The organism is Larkinella bovis (assembly GCF_042655385.1).
Classification (GTDB): Bacteria; Bacteroidota; Bacteroidia; order Cytophagales; family Spirosomataceae; genus Larkinella; species Larkinella bovis.
In genome coordinates, this window is sequence record NZ_JBHSMA010000001.1 from 792,768 (window position 1) to 815,639 (window position 22,872).

The 22,872-nt window shown below is 52.2% G+C and carries 24 protein-coding genes; 13 read left to right on the plus strand and 11 right to left on the minus strand.

Annotation, left to right across the window (positions count from 1 at the left end):
• Positions 1 to 7 precede the first annotated feature (7 nt).
• Positions 8 to 382 (minus strand): MerR family transcriptional regulator, encoded by a 375-nt coding sequence (locus tag ACFPMF_RS03300; protein ID WP_379841076.1) that lies wholly within the window; start codon positions 380 to 382, stop codon positions 8 to 10.
• Between the two features lie 107 nt (positions 383 to 489).
• Between ACFPMF_RS03300 and ACFPMF_RS03305 the strand changes: the two genes are divergently transcribed.
• Positions 490 to 648, plus strand: coding sequence for a hypothetical protein (locus tag ACFPMF_RS03305; protein ID WP_379841078.1), 159 nt, complete (start codon positions 490 to 492; stop codon positions 646 to 648).
• Positions 649 to 651: 3 nt separating this feature from the next.
• On the opposite strand, the gene ACFPMF_RS03310 is transcribed toward ACFPMF_RS03305, so the two are convergent.
• Entirely contained in the window at positions 652 to 2,217 is a 1,566-nt protein-coding gene (locus tag ACFPMF_RS03310; RefSeq protein ID WP_379841080.1) for a beta-propeller fold lactonase family protein, read from the minus strand.
• 91 nt (positions 2,218 to 2,308) lie between these two features.
• Between ACFPMF_RS03310 and ACFPMF_RS03315 the strand changes: the two genes are divergently transcribed.
• Positions 2,309 to 3,535 carry an IS256 family transposase gene (locus ACFPMF_RS03315; RefSeq protein ID WP_379841082.1) on the plus strand — a complete coding sequence of 409 codons (1,227 nt, stop codon included), beginning with the start codon at positions 2,309 to 2,311 and terminating at the stop codon, positions 3,533 to 3,535.
• A gap of 266 nt (positions 3,536 to 3,801) precedes the next feature.
• On the opposite strand, the gene ACFPMF_RS03320 is transcribed toward ACFPMF_RS03315, so the two are convergent.
• From ACFPMF_RS03320 to ACFPMF_RS03340, 5 genes are all read right to left on the minus strand, one after another.
• Positions 3,802 to 4,074 (minus strand): integrase core domain-containing protein, encoded by a 273-nt coding sequence (locus tag ACFPMF_RS03320; protein ID WP_379842739.1) that lies wholly within the window; start codon positions 4,072 to 4,074, stop codon positions 3,802 to 3,804.
• Between the two features lie 579 nt (positions 4,075 to 4,653).
• Entirely contained in the window at positions 4,654 to 4,902 is a 249-nt protein-coding gene (locus ACFPMF_RS03325; RefSeq protein ID WP_379841084.1) for a transposase, read from the minus strand.
• A 300-nt stretch (positions 4,903 to 5,202) separates the two neighbouring features.
• On the minus strand, positions 5,203 to 5,349 hold the full coding sequence (locus ACFPMF_RS03330) for a hypothetical protein (protein WP_379841086.1): 147 nt from the start codon (positions 5,347 to 5,349) through the stop codon (positions 5,203 to 5,205).
• 81 nt (positions 5,350 to 5,430) lie between these two features.
• The gene (locus tag ACFPMF_RS03335; protein ID WP_379841088.1) at positions 5,431 to 5,658 is read right to left on the minus strand and encodes a helix-turn-helix domain-containing protein; all 228 of its coding nucleotides are present in this window, start codon (positions 5,656 to 5,658) and stop codon (positions 5,431 to 5,433) included.
• A gap of 3 nt (positions 5,659 to 5,661) precedes the next feature.
• On the minus strand, positions 5,662 to 6,186 hold the full coding sequence (locus ACFPMF_RS03340) for a DUF2975 domain-containing protein (RefSeq protein ID WP_379841090.1): 525 nt from the start codon (positions 6,184 to 6,186) through the stop codon (positions 5,662 to 5,664).
• 488 nt (positions 6,187 to 6,674) lie between these two features.
• Between ACFPMF_RS03340 and ACFPMF_RS03345 the strand changes: the two genes are divergently transcribed.
• The 6 genes from ACFPMF_RS03345 to ACFPMF_RS03370 all read left to right on the plus strand — a co-directional run bounded on the left by ACFPMF_RS03345 (position 6,675) and on the right by ACFPMF_RS03370 (position 13,033).
• Positions 6,675 to 7,280 carry a cysteine hydrolase family protein gene (locus ACFPMF_RS03345; protein ID WP_379841092.1) on the plus strand — a complete coding sequence of 202 codons (606 nt, stop codon included), beginning with the start codon at positions 6,675 to 6,677 and terminating at the stop codon, positions 7,278 to 7,280.
• Between the two features lie 37 nt (positions 7,281 to 7,317).
• On the plus strand, positions 7,318 to 7,977 hold the full coding sequence (locus ACFPMF_RS03350; RefSeq protein ID WP_379841094.1) for a DUF6766 family protein: 660 nt from the start codon (positions 7,318 to 7,320) through the stop codon (positions 7,975 to 7,977).
• A 26-nt stretch (positions 7,978 to 8,003) separates the two neighbouring features.
• Positions 8,004 to 8,717, plus strand: a complete 714-nt coding sequence (locus ACFPMF_RS03355) for a hypothetical protein (protein WP_379841096.1) — start codon at positions 8,004 to 8,006, stop codon at positions 8,715 to 8,717.
• A gap of 103 nt (positions 8,718 to 8,820) precedes the next feature.
• Complete coding sequence (locus tag ACFPMF_RS03360) at positions 8,821 to 11,109, plus strand: hypothetical protein (RefSeq protein ID WP_379841098.1); 2,289 nt, start codon at positions 8,821 to 8,823, stop codon at positions 11,107 to 11,109.
• Between the two features lie 32 nt (positions 11,110 to 11,141).
• Positions 11,142 to 11,897, plus strand: a complete 756-nt coding sequence (locus ACFPMF_RS03365) for an SDR family oxidoreductase (RefSeq protein ID WP_379841100.1) — start codon at positions 11,142 to 11,144, stop codon at positions 11,895 to 11,897.
• Positions 11,898 to 11,905: 8 nt separating this feature from the next.
• A complete protein-coding gene (locus ACFPMF_RS03370) occupies positions 11,906 to 13,033 on the plus strand; it encodes a glycoside hydrolase family 130 protein (RefSeq protein WP_379841102.1) in 1,128 nt (375 codons plus the stop codon).
• A 2-nt stretch (positions 13,034 to 13,035) separates the two neighbouring features.
• Here ACFPMF_RS03370 and ACFPMF_RS03375 read toward each other — a convergent pair whose 3' ends face one another.
• The gene (locus tag ACFPMF_RS03375) at positions 13,036 to 13,800 is read right to left on the minus strand and encodes an OBAP family protein (RefSeq protein ID WP_379841104.1); all 765 of its coding nucleotides are present in this window, start codon (positions 13,798 to 13,800) and stop codon (positions 13,036 to 13,038) included.
• Positions 13,801 to 14,083: 283 nt separating this feature from the next.
• Between ACFPMF_RS03375 and ACFPMF_RS03380 the strand changes: the two genes are divergently transcribed.
• The 4 genes from ACFPMF_RS03380 to ACFPMF_RS03395 all read left to right on the plus strand — a co-directional run bounded on the left by ACFPMF_RS03380 (position 14,084) and on the right by ACFPMF_RS03395 (position 18,391).
• Positions 14,084 to 14,962 carry an SDR family oxidoreductase gene (locus tag ACFPMF_RS03380; RefSeq protein ID WP_379841106.1) on the plus strand — a complete coding sequence of 293 codons (879 nt, stop codon included), beginning with the start codon at positions 14,084 to 14,086 and terminating at the stop codon, positions 14,960 to 14,962.
• 55 nt (positions 14,963 to 15,017) lie between these two features.
• Entirely contained in the window at positions 15,018 to 16,595 is a 1,578-nt protein-coding gene (locus tag ACFPMF_RS03385; RefSeq protein WP_379841108.1) for an FAD-dependent oxidoreductase, read from the plus strand.
• 203 nt (positions 16,596 to 16,798) lie between these two features.
• Entirely contained in the window at positions 16,799 to 17,116 is a 318-nt protein-coding gene (locus ACFPMF_RS03390) for a hypothetical protein (RefSeq protein WP_379841110.1), read from the plus strand.
• A 33-nt stretch (positions 17,117 to 17,149) separates the two neighbouring features.
• A complete protein-coding gene (locus ACFPMF_RS03395; protein ID WP_379841112.1) occupies positions 17,150 to 18,391 on the plus strand; it encodes an amine oxidase in 1,242 nt (413 codons plus the stop codon).
• 142 nt (positions 18,392 to 18,533) lie between these two features.
• On the opposite strand, the gene ACFPMF_RS03400 is transcribed toward ACFPMF_RS03395, so the two are convergent.
• Entirely contained in the window at positions 18,534 to 19,436 is a 903-nt protein-coding gene (locus ACFPMF_RS03400; RefSeq protein ID WP_379841114.1) for a manganese catalase family protein, read from the minus strand.
• A gap of 1,182 nt (positions 19,437 to 20,618) precedes the next feature.
• On the opposite strand from ACFPMF_RS03400, the gene ACFPMF_RS03405 reads away from it, so the two are divergent.
• Positions 20,619 to 21,554, plus strand: a complete 936-nt coding sequence (locus ACFPMF_RS03405; RefSeq protein WP_379841116.1) for a TIM barrel protein — start codon at positions 20,619 to 20,621, stop codon at positions 21,552 to 21,554.
• Between the two features lie 96 nt (positions 21,555 to 21,650).
• Here ACFPMF_RS03405 and folE read toward each other — a convergent pair whose 3' ends face one another.
• Positions 21,651 to 22,385 (minus strand): GTP cyclohydrolase I FolE, encoded by a 735-nt coding sequence (folE, locus tag ACFPMF_RS03410; protein WP_379841118.1) that lies wholly within the window; start codon positions 22,383 to 22,385, stop codon positions 21,651 to 21,653.
• Complete coding sequence (locus ACFPMF_RS03415) at positions 22,348 to 22,764, minus strand: 6-carboxytetrahydropterin synthase (protein ID WP_379841120.1); 417 nt, start codon at positions 22,762 to 22,764, stop codon at positions 22,348 to 22,350. The genes folE and ACFPMF_RS03415 overlap by 38 nt, the downstream gene beginning before the upstream one ends.
• Positions 22,765 to 22,872: the final 108 nt, after the last annotated feature.

The window sequence follows — 22,872 nt, forward strand, 5'->3', positions numbered from 1 at the left end:
AATGTTATCAAGCGGCAATTTGATCTTGATTCTCCCGATGTAATTTTCTTACCAAACTTGGTCTCCAATCTTCCTCTGGGGTTGAAATTTGTAAACTCTGGTAGCGACTGAGATCTAAAATTGCTCTGTCTGAATAAAGTTTTTTACCTCCAATTCGGATAGGTACAAACATCTCCCGTTGCTCCCAGTTTTCCAGGGTGGTTTTAGAAACCTTCGATAACTTTCCGGTTTCCTCAACGGTATAATGCTGCAGGCCTAACTTCAGATTTTGGTTTTCCTCCAGGACCTCGTTGAGATGTTTTTTGAGTCCGGCAATTTCTTCGGGGACCCGCAGCAGGGCATCGATCAGCTCCTGGGGGAGGTTGACTTGTAGAGTAGACATGGGGAATCAGGATGGGGGTTGAGTGAGATAACAACCGGTTTAGAGGCATCGATGAACAGACCCTCGGATATCCCCAGCTCCTCGTCGAAGAAAGCTTCGGCCAAGCAGTGTCCACCGGCCTTGACCAATTGCTGCAGAAAGCGGGTGCCTTCTCCTTCCTCGACCGGGAGCTGGAGTTGATCCAGGCCGACGGCCAGCACCGGAGCCCACCAGGAATTCGGGTATCCTTCTTCCGGCAAATGGAGGTCTGTTTGACATCCAAATGAGTTTCAATTTTCACTTACTACCTTTAAGGTTCTAGAATAAGTAGGGGAACTCACCTGTAGCAATAAAAGATCTGACGCCTTTGATCCGATCGATAAATGGTGGCGCTCGACCCTGTCGGTGATTTTAACCTGAACTTGTTTCAGTATTTGCCCCTTTGAGTCAACTAACGAAAGTGTTATGGGTTGACCCTGTGCCCCTTTTACCTCTACCTCTACTACGCCAGTTTCTACCGGGTTACCGAGCAGCACTGCACTCCAGGCTGCGCTTGATGGAGAGTTATAGGTTGCTAACCGGTTAGGGGCAGGACAAGTTAATGGCTTGGGCGTCCATTTTAGCGTATAATTTGTTCCTTGCACCCGGGCACTAATCGAATGTGGCTTGCCATCCTTAATAACATCAGGGGTTGTAAAGTTATAAACGTGTTCCCCATTGCCTTTACCGGCTTCTTTAATATCCTGACGATAAATATTGGCCAAAGCAGTTCCGATCACCTTGCCATCAGCCGTAAATTCTACTGTCAAGGGCGTGTTTGGCCGTTTCTTATCCCAGACCCAGCCTCGGATTGAACCACATTCAACTTTATCTAAAAAGCCTTCATAGCTGGGTTGGCTAGGACTAGAACCTTTAAGCAGATCCATAGCAACAGGTCGTCCTGTTGTTATGGTTGTTTCAACTGCCTCAGTCAAAGTGTTAATTACAGAAATGTTATCAGAAAGTTTGTTAGCAACATATAAACGGCTACCATCTGAAGTAAGAGAAATAGCTACTGGATCGTTTCCTACAGGTATTGTCTTCTCTATTTGGAAAGTATTTGTGTTCATAATTCCAACTTGTTTGGAATTTGACATTAGTAAGTACAAACGACTACCGTCCAAACTAGGAGTTGCACTGGTTGATAAATCGTTAATCGGGATAATTTTTTCAGGCTTGTTGGTAGCTAAATTTATTACTGAAACATTAGTAAAGCGTGAGTCATCGTGAGTAACATAGAGGCTCCTACCATCTGGACTTAAAACTAAGTCAGAAATTTTCCCTCCCATTGGGATTGTTGTTTCAATGGTATTATTTATCGTATTAATAATGTGGACCCGTGGTGATCCTTCTCCTACACCTATGTAAATATAGCTACCATCATGAGCACTTGATAAACTTCGCGCATTCTCACCTATCGTAATTGTCGCAACTGGAAGATTCGTAGCGGTATTAAATACAAGAACATTATTCGAAAGAGCATTGACTGTGTATAAGTATTTTCCATTGGGGTTAACCAAGACCTTTCGGGGACTTTCATAGGTTGGAAGAAGGGCTTCAATCTGATTGGTTTGGGCATTGATAACCGAAATGACATTTGGCCTGAGATTACCTACATAAATTTTTTTTCCGTCTGGAGAAATTGCCACATCGAGAGGGGTGATGCCAACAGGAAGGGTAGCAACTATTTGATTGGTAGCAACATCGACTACAGAGACATTAGGAGCCACATTGACTACATACAGAAATTGGGCTTGAGCTACATTTGTAATACCTGTACCATGAATAAGCAGGCAAATATTTACGAAAGTAAACATGGCAATTATAGCCTTCCGGAAAGTAGTGAGACTGCTCGCTAAACTGTGTCACAGGTGAATAAAGGGAATAAAACCTCTAACTTTCACCATTATGACCAACGAGAACGAGTTCGACTTTGAAGCCTTCAAACAAGCGGCTATTAAAGGCCTTTACGAAGGCAAACCCCTAACGGGCGAAAACGGCCTGTTCGCCCCTTTACTTAAACACTTTTTAGAGTCCGCTTTGGAAGGGGAGATGGATGACCACCTTAACCAGACCCGGCTCATTGAGCAGAACCGTCGAAACGGCAAAACCACCAAGCAGGTTAAGAGCAGCGCTGGTCCGCTGGAGCTACAGACTCCGCGTGATCGTACCGGCAGCTACCAGCCCCAGATTGTCCCCAAGAGACAGGTTGTCCTTACGCCCCAACTCGAACAGAAAGTGTTGTCACTCTACAGCATGGGCAATAGTTACGCTGACATTAGCCAGCATCTGTCTGAGATGTATGGCTATAGCCTATCAGACAGCGAGTTAACGGCTATTACGGACAAAGTTATTCCGGCTATGAGAGAATGGCAGAACCGGCCATTGGAAAGTCTATACACCTTGGTTTGGCTGGATGGTATCTACTACAAAGTGCGTCAGGATGGTAAAGTACTGACTCGTGTGCTTTATAGTGTGATCGGATTGAGCCTATCCGGTAAAAAGCAGGTACTTGGCATTTACACGGCTGAGAGTGAATCGGCTAAGTTCTGGTTGAGCGTACTCACCGATCTAAAACAACGCGGAGTCGAAGACTTGCTGATTACCTGTGTGGATGGCTTGAAAGGGTTTGATACGGCTATTGCCAGTGTTTTTCCGGCCACCACTGTTCAGCTTTGTATTGTGCACCAACTCCGCAACAGTTTTCGGTTCGTTCCTGAGAAGTACTTGAAAGGCTTGGCTAACGATCTGAAGACGGTTTATCAGGCTTCTAACCGCGAGCAAGGCTTAGAAAATTTGTTGACAGTGCAAGAAAAATGGGGTTCAGCCTATCCCAAAGCAATCCAACCCTGGATGGAAAAATGGGAGCTGCTATCTCCCTTCTTCGACTATCCACCTGCCATCCGCAAGGTAATGTATACGACCAATACAGTCGAAGGCTATCACCGCCAGCTGCGCAAAGTGACAAAAACAAAAGGAGCTTTTTCGTCGGATATCGCTTTACAAAAGTTGGTTTATCTGGTTATCCAGAATTTGCAGATTAAGTGGGAGACGACGACTTATAACTGGAAAGAGATCATTAATCAGTTCAGCATTATCTTTGAGGAGCGTATTCAATTCCACCGCTTCGAGTAAAATCCTGCTGACACAGTTCAGCGAGCACTCCCAAAGTAGTTGGATAATGCATAAACGTTGAGTAGTTAGATTAAAAACTATGCGCCTAATGTATCATTTATCAGACATTAAACTAAAACCTTTTTTGCAAACGCTTTATTCTAATACGCATGCGGGTCTAATTTGGCGGGTAACAGGCTTTATACTTTTCCGTATGGACGTTGCTAGCCCTCATATGGAAAACAGAGGTCTGTTTGTAGCCTTACCCAAATTAGGACATTGCATTTTTAGAGCTCTGTGCTTTTCACTTGCTTAGCATAGGTTACTGGAGCCAGGCCACCCAGTGACTGATGTGGATGAAAACGATTGTATTGTTCAACCCACTCATCTGATAGAATCCAAACTTGTTCCAACGACTCGAATAGATTAGCATCCAATACGTCCTCCCGATACGTGCGGTTAAGGCGTTCAATATAGCCTTTTTGCATTGGTTTGCCCGGTTGAATGTATTGAATTGTAATGTGGTTATCTTGACACCATTCCTGGAATTTACCCGCAATAAATTCGGATCCATTGTCTACCTCACCGGCGGCCCGGCCGGATCTGCTTGGGTAAAGGACGCTCCAAGGAAATCGTCTTTAAAATATCAAACACTTTCAGGGCCGATAACGAGAAATCAGCGTGAGCAGCCAAAACTTCTCGACTACAGTCGTCTATGATTGTCAAAACTCGAATCTTGCGTTTACTCACCAGTGCATCCGAGACAAAGTCCATACCGCTACGGCGGACCGTTCCAGCAGTGATTAACTTGCACAGGAACCTGTAAAGGCTGTTTCACGCGAGCAGGCAGTCTTCGTTTATGCCGTCTTCGATGCTTTAAATTTAGCAACCGATACACCCATAAGACCCGCTTATGATTCCACTTCAGCCCTTCATTGCGAATCTTACCGTAGTAATCGTCGAACCCGAGAGTGGGATAAGCCTCAGCATACGCACGCAGTTTATCAATGACTGACTGATCATCTTTTTTACTTTGGTAGTACCACTTTGAACGAGCATGCCTACCACACGAAAAGCCCTATCTACAGATATATTTTTTTCCACCGCCCACTCCACTAACTCTTTCTGTTGACAGGGCTCTATAGCTTTTTTTCAATGATCTCCTTCGCCAATTTGGAATCCAGACTTAACTCAGCATACATTTTCTTTAAGCGTCGATTTTCATCCTGAACGGCTTTAAGCTCCTTTAAGTGAGTTGATTCCATTCCACTGTACTTCTTGCGCCAATTATACAATGTGGCTTTGGAAATGCTGTACTCACGGCAAACATCCATGGCTTCTCGGCCTCCTTCGTACTGCTTGAGGATGGCTACAATGGCACGGGCCACCCCGCTGGGTCTCGGTGAAGTTTTTCTTTTTCATGTGACAGTTAAAATTAGACCTTTTCGAGTCTAATCCTACACTGTCCTAATTATCGGGAAGCTTACATTGGGCTTTTTCATTTTTGCAGAATATTCGCAAAGTGTCCTTAAATCGAGGGTTTAAAAGATCAACAACTTGAAAACCCAGGATCCGAAGCATAGTCGGAAAGAAACCCGGTACAACAATCAAAGGCTAACAATCGGGTGTTGTTGTACCGGGATTGCTAGACTCCCCGGGCCGGGTGAACGACCCGGGGTTGTTTGTCACTAGGCAGCCAGCTCCAGGCATCGCTCCTGAATGTAGGACTGAATACCTTCCAATCGTCCGAACTCAGGGTCCTGCTGGCTGGCTGAATACCATTCCAACAGGCTGGTTTCGTAGGGTTTGAGATGGAACGGAAACTTCTGGCTCATCCTACCAATTTGAGTTGTACTTTTCAGATTCCTGACACAGATATACAAATAGGTCTTCACGTCGCTTTTCCACATCGGATCTTAGCGATTCGTTGTTCTTTTTTCATCCCCTACGTATTCCAGAAGATCCCCCGGCTGACAATCCAGGGCCTTACAAATTGCCTCTAACGTGCTAAAGCGGATTGCTTTGGCCTTTCCCGTCTTTAAGATGGACAGATTCGATAAGGTCAAATCAACTCGTTCAGAAAGTTCATTCAGGGAAATTTTCCGCTTTGCCATCATCACGTCCAGGTTTACAATGATTGGCATAGCTTAAACCGTTAAATCGTTTTCGTTCTGAATTTCGATTCCTTTTTTGAAGATAACGGCAATAACATAGAGTACCGCTGCCATCAAAATAAAGGCTTGACTGTCTGCCCAAAACTGATTTAAGCTGTCGGCCACAAAGCCACGATGCACTAAAAATTTAGCTGACTGTCTAGCGATGTAACTTAAAAGTACAATGGCAAAAGTATAGTAACTGATTTGTAAAAATTGCCGCGAAACAAAGCGGTTGAACGGTTTTCCCAAATCAATATTGCTCACGAGTCTGATGACTACATAAAACAGGACAGCTTTCAAAACCGCTATGACAAGCATAAAACTGTACATACTGAAAAAAGCCCATTTATTACGGTTATACATCTCGTTTAAGTCCAGTTTATTGTAAAGATTTTGAATAAATTCAGGTTTGTATAGACTTAAAATAAAACCTCCGGCTTCAATACACAAGCCAACGAAGATGACCCAAGCCACAATATGTAAGCCGTTAAAAATGAAGTTGTTTGTTTTTGACATAATTCCTAAAAGTTAAAACCATGTAGCAAATATAAATAAATATTTATTGCTTTTCAATAAATATTTATCCCTGACAGAACTTGAATTCTGGCAGGAGCCCCATAAATCGAGTGGGTTACGGAAGCAGTAGCGAAGAATGTAACCCGATGTAAGAATCTGACTCTCAATATGGTAAACTATCTCAATCCTTCACAGGTGAACATCCTGCGAAGCGATCCATTTCGGATTCAGCAACCGCAAAACCGTCTCCTCATTTCTGATTGAAAACCAGCTGGAGAACAGGGGCACCTGAGAATGCTGCCTGGTGCTAATTCCCCGATCGAAAATCCAACCACTTTCCTTTTTTTTAGTTTACTCTCCTGTCAGGTTCGTTCCCGGCGGCCTCCTACAAGCCATCGCCGGAAGCCAGCCGTCTGGCGCGTGGTATCCGCCGGGGTTTATCTGAACCGGGTGAATAACATCCTGACACTGACCGAAACGATACAACAATGAGTGAAAATCTGCATGGAAACGTCCCCGACACGTTTCCGGTGGCCCTGTTAATCATCGACATGATTAATGACCTGGAGTTCCCCGATGGGGATAAGCTGCTGCCGGCGGCCCTGACGGCGGCCCAAAACATTGCCACCCTCAAACAACAGGCCCGCCAACTCAACATCCCGGTGGTTTACGTCAACGATAACTTTGGCCGCTGGCGATCGGACTTCAACGAAGTGGTTGACCACTGCCTTCACGATGGCGTCCGGGGCCAACCGCTGGCCGAGTTGCTGCGCCCCGATCCGGACGATTATTTCGTGCTCAAACCCAAGCATTCCGCGTTTTACATGACAACGCTCGATACGCTGCTGGAACACCTGAAAGCCCGGCGACTCATCCTGACCGGCATCAGTGCCGATGTCTGTGTGCTGTTATCGGCCAGCGACGCCTACATGCGCGAATACGATCTTCACGTGCCGGCCGACTGTGTCGCTACGGATACGCCGACACACACCCAAACGGCCCTGGCCTACGTCCGGCGCGTTTTAAGTGCCGACACCACCCCTTCGGAACAGCTGAACCTCCAGGATCTGTGCCGCGTGGTGGTAGAGTCTTAACTTTTATCCCACGCAATCGATCGGGAGGACGTCTGTCATGAAAAAAATTTGGCGAAACAACGGTTTATCGATCACGCTGCTCCTGATTACCCTCCTGACCCTGGCGGGCAACTTATGGACAGGCTGGCACGATTTCAACAAGGAATTGGAAGAATACCACCATGCGGCTATCGGTTTCGGTCCGTACCTGACGAGCGGTCATTGCATCGAGTCGGTTTTCGAAAACTGGGAAAGCGAGTTTCTGCAAATGGCTCTGTACGTACTTTTTACGGTTTTTCTCTACCAGAAAGGTTCGTCCGAATCCAAAGATCCCGAGCAGGAAGAAGAGGTGGACCGGGAACCATCGCCCAGCCGCCCCGGTGCTCCCTGGCCGGTCCGACGGGGTGGCTGGTGGCTCCGGATCTACCAGAACTCGCTCAGCCTCGGCTTTTTTCTTCTGTTTGGCATTTCATTTTTGCTGCACGCCATCGGTGGCGTAAAGCAATATAATACCGAACAACTGCTCAAAGGAGAACGCAACCCATTGACCCTGGGGGAGTTTATGGGAACCAGTGAGTTCTGGTTTCAGTCGCTGCAAAACTGGCAAAGCGAATTTCTGTCGGTTTTGTCCATTGTGGTGTTGTCCATTTTTCTGCGTCAAAAAGGTTCGCCCGAGTCCAAACCGGTCGATGCGCCCGACTCGCAAACCGGGGAATAGCGCCCCCGCTCTATCCTGTTTCTCCGATGAAGAACTTTTCAATTCTGGCAGCTTGTCTGGCCATTAGCCTCACGGTTGAGGCCCAGCAGACGATTTTCAACGTTCCGTCATCGGACATCACACCCGCGAACCGCATCATGGCCCAGGTCCAGGTCGATTTCAACCGGGAGCAGGTGCGGTCCATGTCTACGCTGGATTACGGATTAAACCACCAGTGGGAAATCGGTCTGAATCTCTACCACTTCGGTTACCAGCCCGCGGAACACCACTGGCTGCGCAATGATACGACCACCCAAATTCCCTATGCCCCCCAACTGCTCCTGAACGCCCAGAAAGCCTTTGACCTGACCGAAAACCTGCATCTGGGGCTGGGCGGCCAAACCGGGATCAACGTGCCGGCTCAGCACAAAACCGCCTGGGTAGGCTGGGCCTACGGTAACCTGGCGTATGACGTTGCAGACAAACACTATAAAACCGTCGCGGGTGTGTATGGCGGGAATCACCGGTACCTCGCCGATGGTCCTACGGTAGGCATTCACCTGGGCATCGATGCGGGTATCTGGTATGAGAAGGTGCACGTCCTGGCCGACTGGGCATCCGGCACGCACGATTACGGTCAGTTGATGGTGGGGGCAGAAGTCTACCTGGGCAAACACCTGCCGCTTGCCTTGGGCTGGCGCCGGTCCAACCAGGACGGTGAGCAGGCTCTGGTGTTGCAACTGACCTATTCGCCGGACTGAGGACGGTGTGAACGCGTCGGTGCCGTTGCCTTACTTTTGCGCCCAAAACCGGTCCGCAGACCGGCACCCGAGGTTGTATTGTCAGTTCGAAAAATAGTTGATTATGTCAGACACCTCCTATAATAGCCCTACGTACTGGCAGGATTCCACCCAGCTTAAAGAAATTTCACAATGGGTGACGGGCCTCGATGAGCAACTTAAACAGACCACTGAGCGTGCTGAAGCTCCCCTGCAACTTTCGCACGGCACGTTGCAAAGCAACCGGACCGCAAACTCTTTCTGGCTTATTTACCAATTCGATACCGGTTGTAAACTGGCGATACGCACCTGTTTTGACCCCCAGTTTATCGAAAAAGTCTGGCTGGTCCGGAAACAAAAAAACGCCGTCGAATACGAGATCCAGGGAGCGCTGGGCTTGTACCAGGTCCGGATTGAACGCCCCCAGGGAACGGATTCTCTGCTGCATTATACCACCTCGCTGAAACCGGAAAAACCGTTCAGCGTCCAGGCGTTTCCGAGGGATGTGTATCTGCTGGATAAACATCACAATCCGGAAACGCCTAAAGGCATGGTTTACGTTACCCAAAGTGGGCCCACCGCCGGGTTGCTGTACCTTTCCGTCAACCAGCCGCAGCCGGGAACGCTGTTTTATTTTCAGAATCTTACGGCCCTCAATGACTATTGCGAGGCTACCCAGACCGATCTGGCCGATACGGTTGGCGTCCAGTGGCCGGAAGCCGGTTTTGCGCTCCCGCCCTCGGAGCAGGCCCTGCCGGCGGGCAAGGCCATTGTGTTGTCGGACGCCTATCTGTACCTAAGCGATCAGGTCCCCCGGACTGAGTTTGAAGCGGCCGATCAGTTCCTGGAAGCACTGGCCTGCGTGTACCAAAACCTGCCAAAACCCCAAACCGCCTATTTCGATTGGCCGAAAATGGCCGAACGCACGGTTGAAGCCTTAAGCACCTCGACGCACTGTGGCCGGACCCTGAACCGGAAATATTACCTGAATGCGTATGTCGATGCGTCCCAGAAACCGCCCGAAAGCATGGTGCAGCTGGCCATTCTGGTACCGCTCTGGGAGTATCAGGAATGGCTCGCAAAACCGCTGGACCTGGTGGGTCAGATGCATAAAAACCTCTCCTCCTTTTACGACGACACCTACGAAACCATCATGCGGTGGTTACCAGGGGGTACATTTAAAGAGAAAAAGGAAGACCGCAACGAAGAACAGGACCCGAACAAAATCGACTCCTGGTACCTGTTGCATACGCTCATGAACCTGGGGCGGCTGGCCGATAAGGGCGATACGGAAGCCAAAGAGCTGCTGTTCCGTTCGCTGGAATTTGTCATCAAAGCGGCCCACGAATTCAACTACGACTGGCCGGTCTTCTACGATGTGCGAACACTGGCGGTGGTGAAAGCCGAAACCGAACAGGGAAAAGGTGGTGAACTGGACGTAGCCGGTCTGTACACCCACGTCATGGTGCAGGCCTATGACCTGACCAAAGAACCGCGTTATCTGAAAGAAGCCGTTGCGTCGGCCGAACGGCTGCGGGGGAAGGGCTTCGAACTGCTCTACCAGAGCAATATTACCATCATGAGCGCCCTGACGCTGGCCAAACTCTGGAAAATAACCGGAAACCGGCTGTATTTCGACCAGAGCCGGCTCAGCATTGCCAATGTGCTGGCGAAAATGTGGATATGGGAATGCCGTTTCGGCGCGGGAGCGACCCGAAGTACATTTCTGGGAATGGCTCCACTGAAAAACGCCCCGTATCTGGCGGCCTACGAAGAAGCCGAAATTGTTGCCACCCAGCTGAATTACCTGAAAGAAGTCGGGCCCGATGTGCCGGCCCCGATTCGGTTGCTGTTTGCCGAATACATGAAATACCTATTGCACCGGGCTAAATACTATTTCCCGGAGGAACTGCCGACCGATACGATCTGTGAGCAGCCCCGGGAAGGCCGGATCATCCGCGAGTTGCCAATCCCGCTGGAAGACATTCCGACGGGCTGGACGCAGGCCGGGGAAGTGGGTCAGGAAGTATACGGGGGGGCTCTGGCGGCCATCCTGACGACCTACGCCTACAAACGATTCGAGAAGATTCCGGTCATGCTGTTTAGCGAATACCCAATCTATCATTCCGAATACGAGTTGATCAACCAGCGACAGGGATACCTGGTTATCCGACTGGCCGGCACGTCCGATTCCGTTTGCCGGGTGCGGTTAATGGCCAAAAACCGCACGCTCCCGGCGGTTCAGCTGTACGATGAAGATGAACCCGGCAGTCCTCCCCTAAAACCGGTCGAGCAAACGAAAAGCTTTCTCGAATTCCGGGTGCGGGGCAACCAGCGGCTGCGGGCCGAATGGAACTCCGCTTCGAAAACCTGAACTTTTTCCCATTTAAACCGAATCGCAACGTTATGGAAACAAACAACCTGCACACCCCTTTCGAGTCACTTGATGGCAAACGGATCGTCGTAACCGGCGGCACCACCGGTATTGGCCGGGCCATCGCCCGCCTGCTGGCGTCGTATGGCGCCCGGATTTTCCTCTTCGGGCGGGAACAGGAACCCCTGGCCGACACCCTGGCCGTTATTCGGGCCGCCGGAGGGCAGGCCGACGGCATCAGGGCCGACAGTTCCAAAGCGGACGACATCCGGCGGGTTTTTCAGGCAGCGGACGACAAACTGGGGGGCCTCGACATCCTCATCAACTGCGCAGCATTGGGGGCGGGTTCGCTCGGCGAAATGGACGATGCTGATTGGCGGTATGTCATCGAAACCAACCTGAACGGGTACCTGGCGGCTACCAAAGAGGCCCTTAGCCGGATGCAGTCGCAGAAAAGGGGCCACATTGTCCTGATAGGGTCCATGAGCGCCGACGTCCGGGAGGAAGGCAGTTCGGTATACGTAGCCACCAAAGCCGCCATTCAGGGACTGGCCGAAAGCCTGCGCAAGGAAGTCAATCCGCAGGGGATCAAAGTGAGCCTGGTCGAACCCGGAGCCGTGGGCTCGGACATGCAGCCAACCACCCCGGAGGAGGAACGCCAGAAACAGGAAACGGGTGAAATGCTGCGGGCGGAGGACATCGCCGTCTGCGTTCATTATATTCTGACCCAGCCGCTGCGCTGCGACGTGGTATCGGTTCAGATTCGTCCCCATTTGCAACTCATCTAACCGGACGTATGGCCTTTCCAACGGATTTGCTCATTTTTTCACCCAACGACCTCGATCTTTCGCATTCCCCCCTCCGGACCTCGATTCAGGCTGAAACGTACGTCCTGGGGGCTTTCAATCCCGGTCTGACGCGTTTACCCAACGGCAACCTGCTGCTCATGATCCGGGTAGCGGAAGCGCTTAACCAACCCATTATCGGCGAACAGATCCACACCATCCGCTGGGATGAAAACCAGGGGTATGTGCTGGATGCCTACCCGTTATCGGGTGTCAACGCGGCCGATCCGCGCAAGTTTCAGGTGTTGGGGTATCCGTATAAGGTAATGGCGCTGACGTCGCTCTCCTGGTTGCTGCCGGTCGAACTGACGCCGGATGGCACCCAGGTCGTCACGATTCACTACGATAAACTCATTGCGCCCCAGCGGAGTTACCAGGAATACGGGGTGGAAGATGCCCGGATTACGAAAATTGAGGATACGTATTACATGACCACCTGCTCGGTCAGTTCGGAGCGCCATTCGACCACCCTGTATACGTCCACCGATGGGCTGAATTACACCTTGCAGGGCATCATTCTGGATCACCAGAACAAGGACATGGTGTTGTTTGAAGGCAAAATCGACGGTCAGTTTTACGCCCTGACCCGCCCACTCGGTGATCTGTATTTTGCCGCCCGACCCGGTAGTGACCATTTTCCCGGCCCGTCCATTAACCTGGCCTCCTCGCCCGATGCCCGGCACTGGAAACCGGCGGACACCCCGTTGATCCGCGCCCGCAAAGGATCGGCGTCAACCATGAAAATTGGCGGTGGAACCCAGCCCATCCTGACTGATCAGGGGTGGCTGCTGCTCTACCACGGCGTCGAATTACGCGGGCTGGTCGGCATTTACCGCACCTTCTGGGCGCTGCTGGACGCAAACGATCCCGCAAAAATCCTGAAACTGGAGGACACGAGACCCCTGCTGGAAGCGTCGCCTACCCTGGTTGAACCGATCAAGGATCAACTCTACCTGTCGGAAGTAGTTTTCACCACCGGGATTGTCGATGCTGGCGATCACTACATTGTGGCCTCGGGCGAGGATGACCTGGCGTGCCGGATCACGCATATTCCCAAAACCGCCTTCGGCCTGTCGTAGGCTCAGTGGCTATGGCCCGGAATGGGCTGTTTGTCGTCCGTGATGGTTAGCTGGCGAATCTCGCCCTGCTCCCAGGCATTGGCACCGGGTTGGATGGCCGGCACCGGAATGTCGGCCCGGTTTTTGCGTTTCTCGGCCGTGGAAGTCCGAAACCGCTGGTCCCGCCGGGCCACCAGACTATCGGCCAGCTGGCCGTCTTTGGTGAAGCCCATCATGATCATCGGGTGCCCCAGTGGCAGCTTCAGATCCCGGTCGGTATGCCAGGTATGAAACGTCTTGCCGTAGGTTGACACCAGTTTTTCCATCAGTTCGTGCTCGGCTACCAGCGGCAGACCCGGCGCAATCAGGCTACCGGCTTTAACCTCGTGGTGGTGACTGTGCCAGAGCTTTCTCTCTTCGTCGGGCAGGGTCTTGAACAGGCGTTCCGAAACAATGTATTCCACTCCCATTATTTTGGCATCCGGGCCATTGCCGTCGAAAATCATGCACTGCACCAGGTCTTCGTTCAACTGGGTACAGTAATGATGCGCTTCCATCTGGCCGTTCAGGTTCCCGTTGTAAAAATGAAAACCGTCCAGATACATGCTCATGGCGCGCAGCGGAGCCTTGCTTTGCAACACCTCCGCCCCAGTTTCAAGTACCTTGGTCTTGGCGGTTTTATCCCCACCCGGCGATTCAACATTCGACGAGGTATTTTTGCCCCCGCAGCTCGAAACCAGCAACAGGGCGATGCCCCCAAGAACGGAAATTTTTGGTCGTTTAAACATTTTTCGGAGTGAGTTTAGCCCCTAACGATTCCCAATTCAGGTGTAAAAGTGGTCGAGGGCGACCGACGCCGGACATTCCACCGGGCAGGCTTGTCGATTTTTCAATGACGCCCCAACGCTGTCTGGATAAAAGGGAAGACGGACGATGGTTTCGATTAGCCGGTTTAAATAAGCGAACGGCCCTCGAAGCCACTGGCCCCGTGCCATTGCCTCACTGGGCGGGCCGGGTTGCAAACAAACACAAAACCGGGTAGTTGCCCTGGTAACCAACAGATCCGTTCCCATGCAGACGTTACAGGACCCTCGCCAACAATACCCAGCTCCCCCCTATCCACAGCAACCCCAGGATCATCCCGGTCAGGAACAACGCATGAACCCGACGGCCGACCACGGAGAACAGTCGTACCGGGGAAGCGGTCGTCTGACCGGCCGAAAGGCCCTGATTACCGGAGCCGACAGCGGCATTGGGCGGGCCGTCGCGCTGGCGTTTGCCCGCGAAGGAGCCGACGTTCTGATTGCCTACCTGAGTGAAGATCAGGACGCCCGCGAAACCGTTCGCCTGGTGGAGGACGCGGGTCGCCAGGCCATTGCCGTGCGGGGCGATGTCCAGGAGGAAGCGCACTGCCAGGCCCTGGTCCGGCGCGCCGTCGACGAATGGGGCCAGCTGGATATTCTCGTGAATAACGCGGCTTTTCAAATGAACCATTCGTCCATTCAGGAGCTTTCTTCGGCCGAGTTCGACCAGACGTTTCGCACCAATGTTTACGCGCTTTTTTACCTCTGTAAAGCTGCTTTGCCGGTGATGAAACCGGGCGGATCAATTATCAATACGACGTCGATTCAGGCCTACATGCCCGACCCCTCCCTGCTGGCGTATGCTGCCACCAAGGCCGCCATTGCCAACTTCACCAAAGCCCTGGCGAAAGAAGCCATCGAAAAGGGGATCCGGGTCAATGCCGTCGCCCCCGGTCCCGTCTGGACACCCCTGATCCCCTCGACCCTGCCTCCCGAAAAAACGCAGGAATTCGGGGCGGATTCACTGCTGGGGAGAGCGGCTCAACCGGTTGAACTCGCGCCCATTTATGTGCTACTGGCTTCGCAGGAGGCCAGCTACATTACGGGGATGATTTACGGAGCAACGGGTGGCCGACCCATCGCCTGATTCAACGCACTCCGGCTGTTCCAGAAAACATTTCAATCGATCCCGACAAGCAATTATGAACACAACGCATCATCCGGGTAACCAGACATCCGGATATCACCTCAGTTTTTGGAGCGATTCCGTAGCACCCATTGTCTATACTCCGCTGGATGGGGATCGGCAAACGGATGTCGTCATTGTGGGAGCCGGTATTGCCGGTTTGACCGTCGCCTATACCCTCCTCAAAGCCGGCAAGAAGGTGGTAGTGCTGGAAGACGGCTGGGTGGGAAGCGGAGAAACCGGGCGGACAACGGCCCATTTGTCCAACGCGCTGGACGACCGCTATTCCGAGATTGAACGCTATCACGGCGCCGAGGGGGCCCGAATAGCCGCCGAAAGCCACACGGCCGCCATTGACTTTATCGAACGAACGATTCGGAAAGAAGGCATTGCCTGCGATTTTGAGCGGCTGGATGGCTATTTGTTTCTGCATCCGACCGATCAGCCGGAAACCCTGAACCAGGAGTTTGCCGCCTGTCGAAAAGCCGGTTTGACCCTCCATCGGCTGGCGCAGGTCCCCGGCCTGGCCGTCAATGTGGGCCAGTGCCTCCAGTTTCCCAACCAGGCGCAGTTCCATCCCCTGAAATACCTGAAAGGGCTGGCGGAAGCGGTCCTGCGGCTTGGGGGTGAAATCTACACGGAAACCCGGGTTACTACCGTTCAGGAAGGGTCCGTAAAAACTGCCGCCTATACCGTCAGGGCGACGGATGTGGTCGTGGCGACCAATACCCCCATCAATGATCTATTTACCATACATACCAAACAGTGGCCCTACCGGAGCTACGTGGTGGGCCTGAAAATTCCGAAAGGCAGCGTGCGGGCTGCTTTGTGGTGGGACACGGGCGACCTAAAGTCCAGGTGGGTGAGCCAGCCCTATACCTACGTCCGTTTACAATCCCTGGATGAGCAGCATGATCTGGTGCTGGCTGGCGGACATGACCACAAAACCGGACAGGCCGCGGAGGAAGGCATCGACGAGGAAAACCGGTACCAGGCCCTGATTGATTGGGTGAAGCGGCATTTCCCGGTGGCCACGGAGGTAGTCTACCGCTGGTCTGGTCAGGTGATGGAACCGCTCGACGCGATGGCCTATATCGGCAAAAATCCGGGCAATGAGCACGTGTACATCGTCACCGGCGATTCGGGCAACGGCATGACACACGGCACGATTGCCGGCCCACTGCTCACGGATTTGATCCTGGGCCGGGAAAACAACTGGGCAGGGTTATACGATCCGGCCCGCATCACCCTGCGGGTCGCGGGCGACTATTTGAAGGAAACCGGCAACTTTGCGGCCCAGCTGGCCGACTATTTTACCGGGAGCGATGGCACCGAAGCGCGTCAACTGAGCAACGGGCAGGGGGCGATTTTGGCCGTTGGATTGCGGAAAATAGCGGCTTACCGGGATGAGCAGGGCCACCTCCACGCGCATTCGGCCATTTGCCCGCACCTGGGCTGCGTCGTCCACTGGAACGCCGATGAAAAATCGTTCGATTGCCCGTGCCACGGATCCCGGTTTACCGGAACGGGGCAGGTAATCAATGGCCCCGCCCTGAACGATATGAAAGAAGTCGAACTAAAAACGGAAAGCTGAAACCTCATTAGCGATTTCTCCAAACCAATCATAAGACGCACCGCGAGTAGATCGGCACCAGATCAGCCTCCTTAGTGCTCGTAGATTGGCACCTGTTTACCAATTGCCAGTTGACCCCGCAGGGCCGAATGCTCATTAGGGGCCGGTTGTTCAGCCCCTCTTTTGACCGAATCAGTTGAAGAGGTAAGCAAACGGAGAACGTTATGGGAGTAGGTCTTGAAATGATATTTTTTCTGGGACTGCTGGTGGTCGGAGCGTACCTGATCTACCGGGTGGCCTTCAAGGGTCGGCGTCGGCTCCAGGCCGACGATTTTAAGGGTCCCCGGGCAACCACCCGGCGCTGGGCAACCATCGCGGCCGGTGTCCTGCTGGTCATTGTTATCGCCTTAACCCTCGAATTCTGTCGGGAGCAACAGCACCGCATGGAGAAAAATACCCACGAAAATAACGCCCAGGATAACATTGGGAAGGGTGAAAACGAGGACGACAATCGGGATGATGGCAACGATACGCAACGCTGAACGTTTTCCGCCCCGAAACCTAGCACTCATCCGATGAATCCATTGCCGCTGCCGGACAAACCATCGCCGGCACACCCGGTTTCCAATCCCTTTCGGTCGTTCTGGATGGCCGGCTACGAATGCACCGATAAGCTCAACGCCTGGGGCAACCGGGTCGATTTTCTCCGGCTCACGGGGCATCTGGAACGCCTTGACGAAGACTACCACGCCCTGGAACCGTTCGGTATCCGCACGGTCCGGGAAGGAATTCGGTGGAGCCAGGTCGAAACCCGTCCTTACCACTACGACTTTCAGACGCTGGCGTATTGCATCGAACGGGGCCGGGCGGCCGGGGTGCAACAGTGTTGGGATCTGTGTCATTTCGGTTTTCCGGACGACCTGACACCACTGCATCCGATGTTTGCCCGCCGTTTTGCGGCCTTATGCCGCCATTTTGCCACCTTTTACCGGTCGATCGATCCCGACAGTCTGCTAATTGTTACCCCAATCAATGAAGTCAGTTTCCTGTCGTGGCTCGGGGGTGAGGTCCGGGGAACCTCGCCGTATTGCACCGGGCAGGGCTGGGAGGTCAAGTACAGTCTGATGCGGGCCTATATTGAAGGCATTGCCGCCCTGCGCGAAGTCGACCCGAGCATTCGCATTCTTACGACCGAACCGCTGGTCAATATGGTTCCTCCCCTGCATGCCACCGACGAACAATTGGCCGGGGCTGCACTGGCCCACGAGCATCAGTTTCAGGCGACGGACATACTCTGTGGTCGCCTGTGCCCGGAACTGGGCGGTCAGCCTGACTTCCTCGATCTGGTTGGCCTTAATTTTTATTATAATAACCAGTGGATCTGCGGCTCCGGCGCGTTTCTCCCCTGGCTGAATGAGGAGAACGATCAGCGCTGGAAGCCCCTTCGAACCTTACTGGGGCAGGTTTACCGGCGTTACCAGCGCCCCATCGTTCTGTCTGAAACCAGCCATCCCGGTGAGGACCGCCCCCACTGGATTCGATTTATAGCCGACGAAGCTGCGGAAGCGCTGCAACAGGGCATTTCCCTTTTCGGAATTTGCCTCTACCCCATCATCGACCGACCCGACTGGGATCACCTGACACCCTGGCACCGGGCCGGCTTATGGGATGTCGAGCTGGGAGCCAACGGGGCTCCCACCGGCTTTCCGCCCCGCCGGATATTGTACCAACCCTATGCCGACGCATTACGCATCGCCCAGCAACACGTGTCCGCCGTTCAGAATTCTCTCCAGACAACCCGGTTTTCGGTGCCGTAGCCTACCTGCGAATCCGTTTCCGAAAACTGGAATCAACACCAACGCCCCGTTGCCGCCGAATCCGGGGATTGGATTCCCTACCAAGCGATCAGGCCCGGTTTTAGCGAAAAACCGGGCCTGATCTTTCAGTAAAGACACTGATTTATAACTTGATACCCAACTTTTTGGCGATATCGGCGAACATTTCGGGGTCGATATCGTCGGCACCCGGCGCATTCAGTTGCGGTTCTTCGTCCAGATCGGGCGCCGGGAAACCTTCCGGATGACCAAAGACGACTTCCACTTCCTGCCCGTCTTCGGGATGCGGACCGTTCCAGATCAGTCCGGCCTGCCGGTAGTCTTCCTGGCTGAAGGTGTATAATTTCAGGTGCTCCTTATTCGCCATAAATTTCTTCGTTTCCGGAAACGCGTCATTGCTCAGGTCCGGAATTGGCAGGAGTTTGGTCACCGCTACCCCTGTCAGTTTTTCCAGCGCCTTGGCATAGGCCACCACGTGCAATCCCCCGCGCACCAGCAGGTACCCCACCATTTCGCGGGCTGTGGGATCGTCAACCATTTCATAGACCCGCATTTTGTTGGCCCGTGCTCCGCATTCCAGGAAGAAATTGTGCAGCAAATCCAGTTTCAGGTTTCCGCTGCTGAACACGTTGTCGCCCGACCAGAAATGGCCCATCGAATCCATCGCCAATGCCGACTGACCGCTGGCGATAAAATGGTGCGTATTGCGGGCATCGACGCCATTCGCCAACGGCGTGGTAGTAGGATCGAAACCGCGTTTGCTCACCCCGGTCAGCAGCAGGTTGACGGTATAGGAAACCACTTCAATATGCCCATACTCCTCCCCGGCGATGCTGCAAATCAGGTCATAGAACGGCCGGAGTTTTTTACGCCCCCGGAAGTTAAACGACTGGTAGGTGTAATTCATCAGGGTTGACATTTCCCCGAACTTGCCCCCGAGCAGTTCCTGCACGGCAGCGGCACTATTGGGTGAGGGGTTTTTGGGGGTTGGCAGCTCAATCGGCAGCCGATCCATCTTTAAAATCATAATACGAGCTGGTTTAAACGTACCATTTAACAGGTCTTCACACCAAATGGCCCGGGATTTAATGAAATAGTGAGGATTCGGTCTATCAGGCAACGGTTGCCAGGCAGACCCGTTACGTGCCGGAGGGAGCTCGTTGCAATGCGGGGTAAATAGCCGAAAAATACTCAGCCGGAACGGATGCCGACCGTGGGTTTGGCATGATAGCAGCCGTTTTAGGACCAGGCTGGGTGATCCCAAAATGGTATTTAGGGTCAAAATTTGTCCATTCAACCCGTAAATACCCCTAATCAGCCACTTTGATTTCCTTTCAGGAAAAAAGGAATGTTCTTTTGCGGCTTAAAACAAAACGAATAAGGGACATTCCCGGCAGAATCTGCCGGGTTTTGTTTTTAAAGACGTGGGTGAACGAAATCTAATAAATTTCTAATTGCAAATAAAAAGCCGCCTGCTGCGATTTGCGGAAATTCGCTTTTTCTAAGCAGAGATGTTTAGCAAAAGGACAGAGAAAAGTCACAACCCGGCTGGTTTCCGGCCGGGTTTGTTTTTTGCCTAACCTTCCATCACCGGCATCAGCACGTCGAAAGTGAGCCGTTTGGGCATTTTTTCCGGGCCAGTTTTACCCCCTCGGCTCCGGTTGCCGCCCGGCGAATGCGGTATTGGGCTACCACACTTCCCCAAAAGAAGATTCGGGCAGGAGTCGCATTTCGACGCATACCCCTTATCAATTCATCAGAACCGAAAATTTTGGTCCCGCCATTCAGATTTACGAACGAATGGCGGCCTTGCCGGTCGCTTTTGTGCGGGACCGGCCGCCCGGTCCGAAACCTCACTTCTTTCAACCGGCACAACGGCTGGCCGTTGATTAGGGTGTGCAATAGAATGGCACGAGTGGTTTGTGCAATAGCCGGAAACAGTTGATTCCGGCTATTGCTTTTCGGGTCTAACAAAACCGTATTTCCGCACCCCAACACGGACCGGCGGCCAAAACCGGGCGGCCGCTCACGCTGGAGTTTCTTCCTGCACCCTTCAAGGCTTCCATTTTTCTTTCGCGGTTGTCGCTTCTGATCGTTGGCGGACGGGTGGGGCGCTCTTGGGTAGAGCGTAAACTCGTCAAGCCAACCTTTTTCATTATCTTGCCTCCAGATCCCGTTTCTACAACTCATGAACTGAATCCGTATCACTATGACTTCACGTCGGACATTTTTAAAACAATTGGGTGCCCTAACGGCCGTTTCGGCCTCCCTGCCGGTTTTGGCCGAAACCGCAGCAAAAAAACCGTTCTTCGAAATTTCGCTGGCCGAATGGTCGTTGCACAAAGCACTCTTTAACGAGAAAAAAATTACGAACCTCGATTTTCCCGCCCTGGCTAAAAAGGAATTTGGCATCGACATTGTCGAATACGTCAACCAGTTTTTCAAAGACAAAGCGCAGGATGCCACGTATCTGAAAGAATTGATGATGCGGTGCAAGGATAATGGTGTCCGGAACCACCTGATCATGATCGATGGCGAGGGTTTTCTGGGTGAAACCGATGCCGCCAAACGGAACGAAGCCGTTGAGAAACACAAAAAATGGGTGGAGTGCGCCAAAACGCTGGGTTGTAAGACCATCCGGGTCAATGCGTTCGGGAAAGGCACCGCGGAGGAAGTTGCCAAAGCCGCCGTCGACGGGCTGGGCAAACTCGGCGAGTTTGCCAAAACCATGAACATCAACGTCATCGTGGAAAACCACGGCAGTTATTCGTCCAATGGTCAGTGGCTCACGGGGGTGATGAAGCAGGTCAACATGAAAAATGTCGGTATTCTGCCTGATTTCGGCAATTTCTGTATCAAGCGAAGCGACGGTACGGAATGGGGCGGCCAATGCGTCGAAGAGTACGACCGCTACAAGGGCGTTGCCGAAATGATGCCGTTTGCCAAAGGGGTTAGCGCCAAATCACACGACTTCGATGCCAACGGCAATTGCACCGATACGGACTACATGCGAATGATGAAAATCGTGAAAGATAGCGGCTTCAAAGGTATTGTCGGTATCGAATACGAAGGCGCTACGCTGAGCGAATTCGAAGGCATCAAAAAAACCAAAGCCCTCCTCGACCGCGTAGGAACACTGGTTTAGAAGGAAGAGTTATGAATTAAGAGTGAAGAGTTATGAGTTGGCTAACGCATTAACTCATAACTCTTCACTCTTAATTCATAACTCTTTACTCTTCACTCAAAGTGCTGCGGTGGGTTCGCTGACGTGGCGCAGGAATTCCTGGCGGGTGGCATCATCCTCCTTGAATTTGCCACTATAATGAACGGTAACGGTCGAACTGTTCACATCCTGCACCCCGCGCATCGACACACACAGGTGGCGGGCGTCGATCACCACGGCGACATCGTCGGTCTGCAGGACCTTCTTTAACTCGCTGGCGATCTGCACCGTCAATCGTTCCTGCACTTGCGGGCGTTTGGCGAAATACTGGACAATCCGGTTCAATTTCGATAAGCCAATCACTTTCCCGCTGGAAATATAGGCCACGTGAGCCCGCCCAAGGATGGGCACAAAATGGTGTTCGCAGTGGGACTGGACGGTGATATTCTTTTCCACCAACATCTCGTTGTAGTGGTATTTATTCTCAAAAAGCGCCACCTTCGGTTTTTTAGCCGGATTTAAGCCGCTGAAAATTTCCTTCACGTACATTTTGGCGACACGACGTGGTGTTCCTTTCAGGCTATCGTCGGTCAGATCCAGCCCGAGGATGTTCATGATTTCCCGAAAATGCTCCTCAATAAGGGCGGTTTTCGTGTCATCATTCAGCTCAAAAGCATCGTCCCGCAACGGCGTTTCCATTGAAGTGGCTACGTGCTCATCGCCCATTTCATCAACTGTCAAATCATTCAGCAGGTCAAAATCAAGCGATTGGCCATTAGACGGGGTATTCAACGAAGTTCCGTTCGGTTTCATAGAGTCTGATTTTCAAATCCAAAGAAGCATCCAGCTGGCTGCGCAGCGAATCGTAAATAACAATGGCAATGTGTTCGGCCGTGGGGTTCAGCGTCCGGAACTCTTCGGTGTCCAGATTCAGATTTTTATGATCAAATCGATCCGTCACCCGGTTTTTAATCAGGTCGCTGAGCACTTTCATATCCATCACATAACCCGTAACCGGATCGACTTCTCCGGTTACCTGAACAAACAACTCGTAGTTGTGGCCGTGAAAGGATGGATTATTACACTTGCCAAAAACCCGCTGGTTCTCTTCATCGGACCATGCTGGATTATGGAGACGATGAGCCGCGTTGAAGTGTTCTTTGCGGAACACCGCTACCCGTTTTTTATCCATCTGTCAAAACCGGTCAACCCGGTTATTACGATTGAAAAAAATCTCGACCAAAATGTCGTCAGAAAGGTTGTCTGCAACACATTTAAGCCGTCAAGCGGTGGGATGATC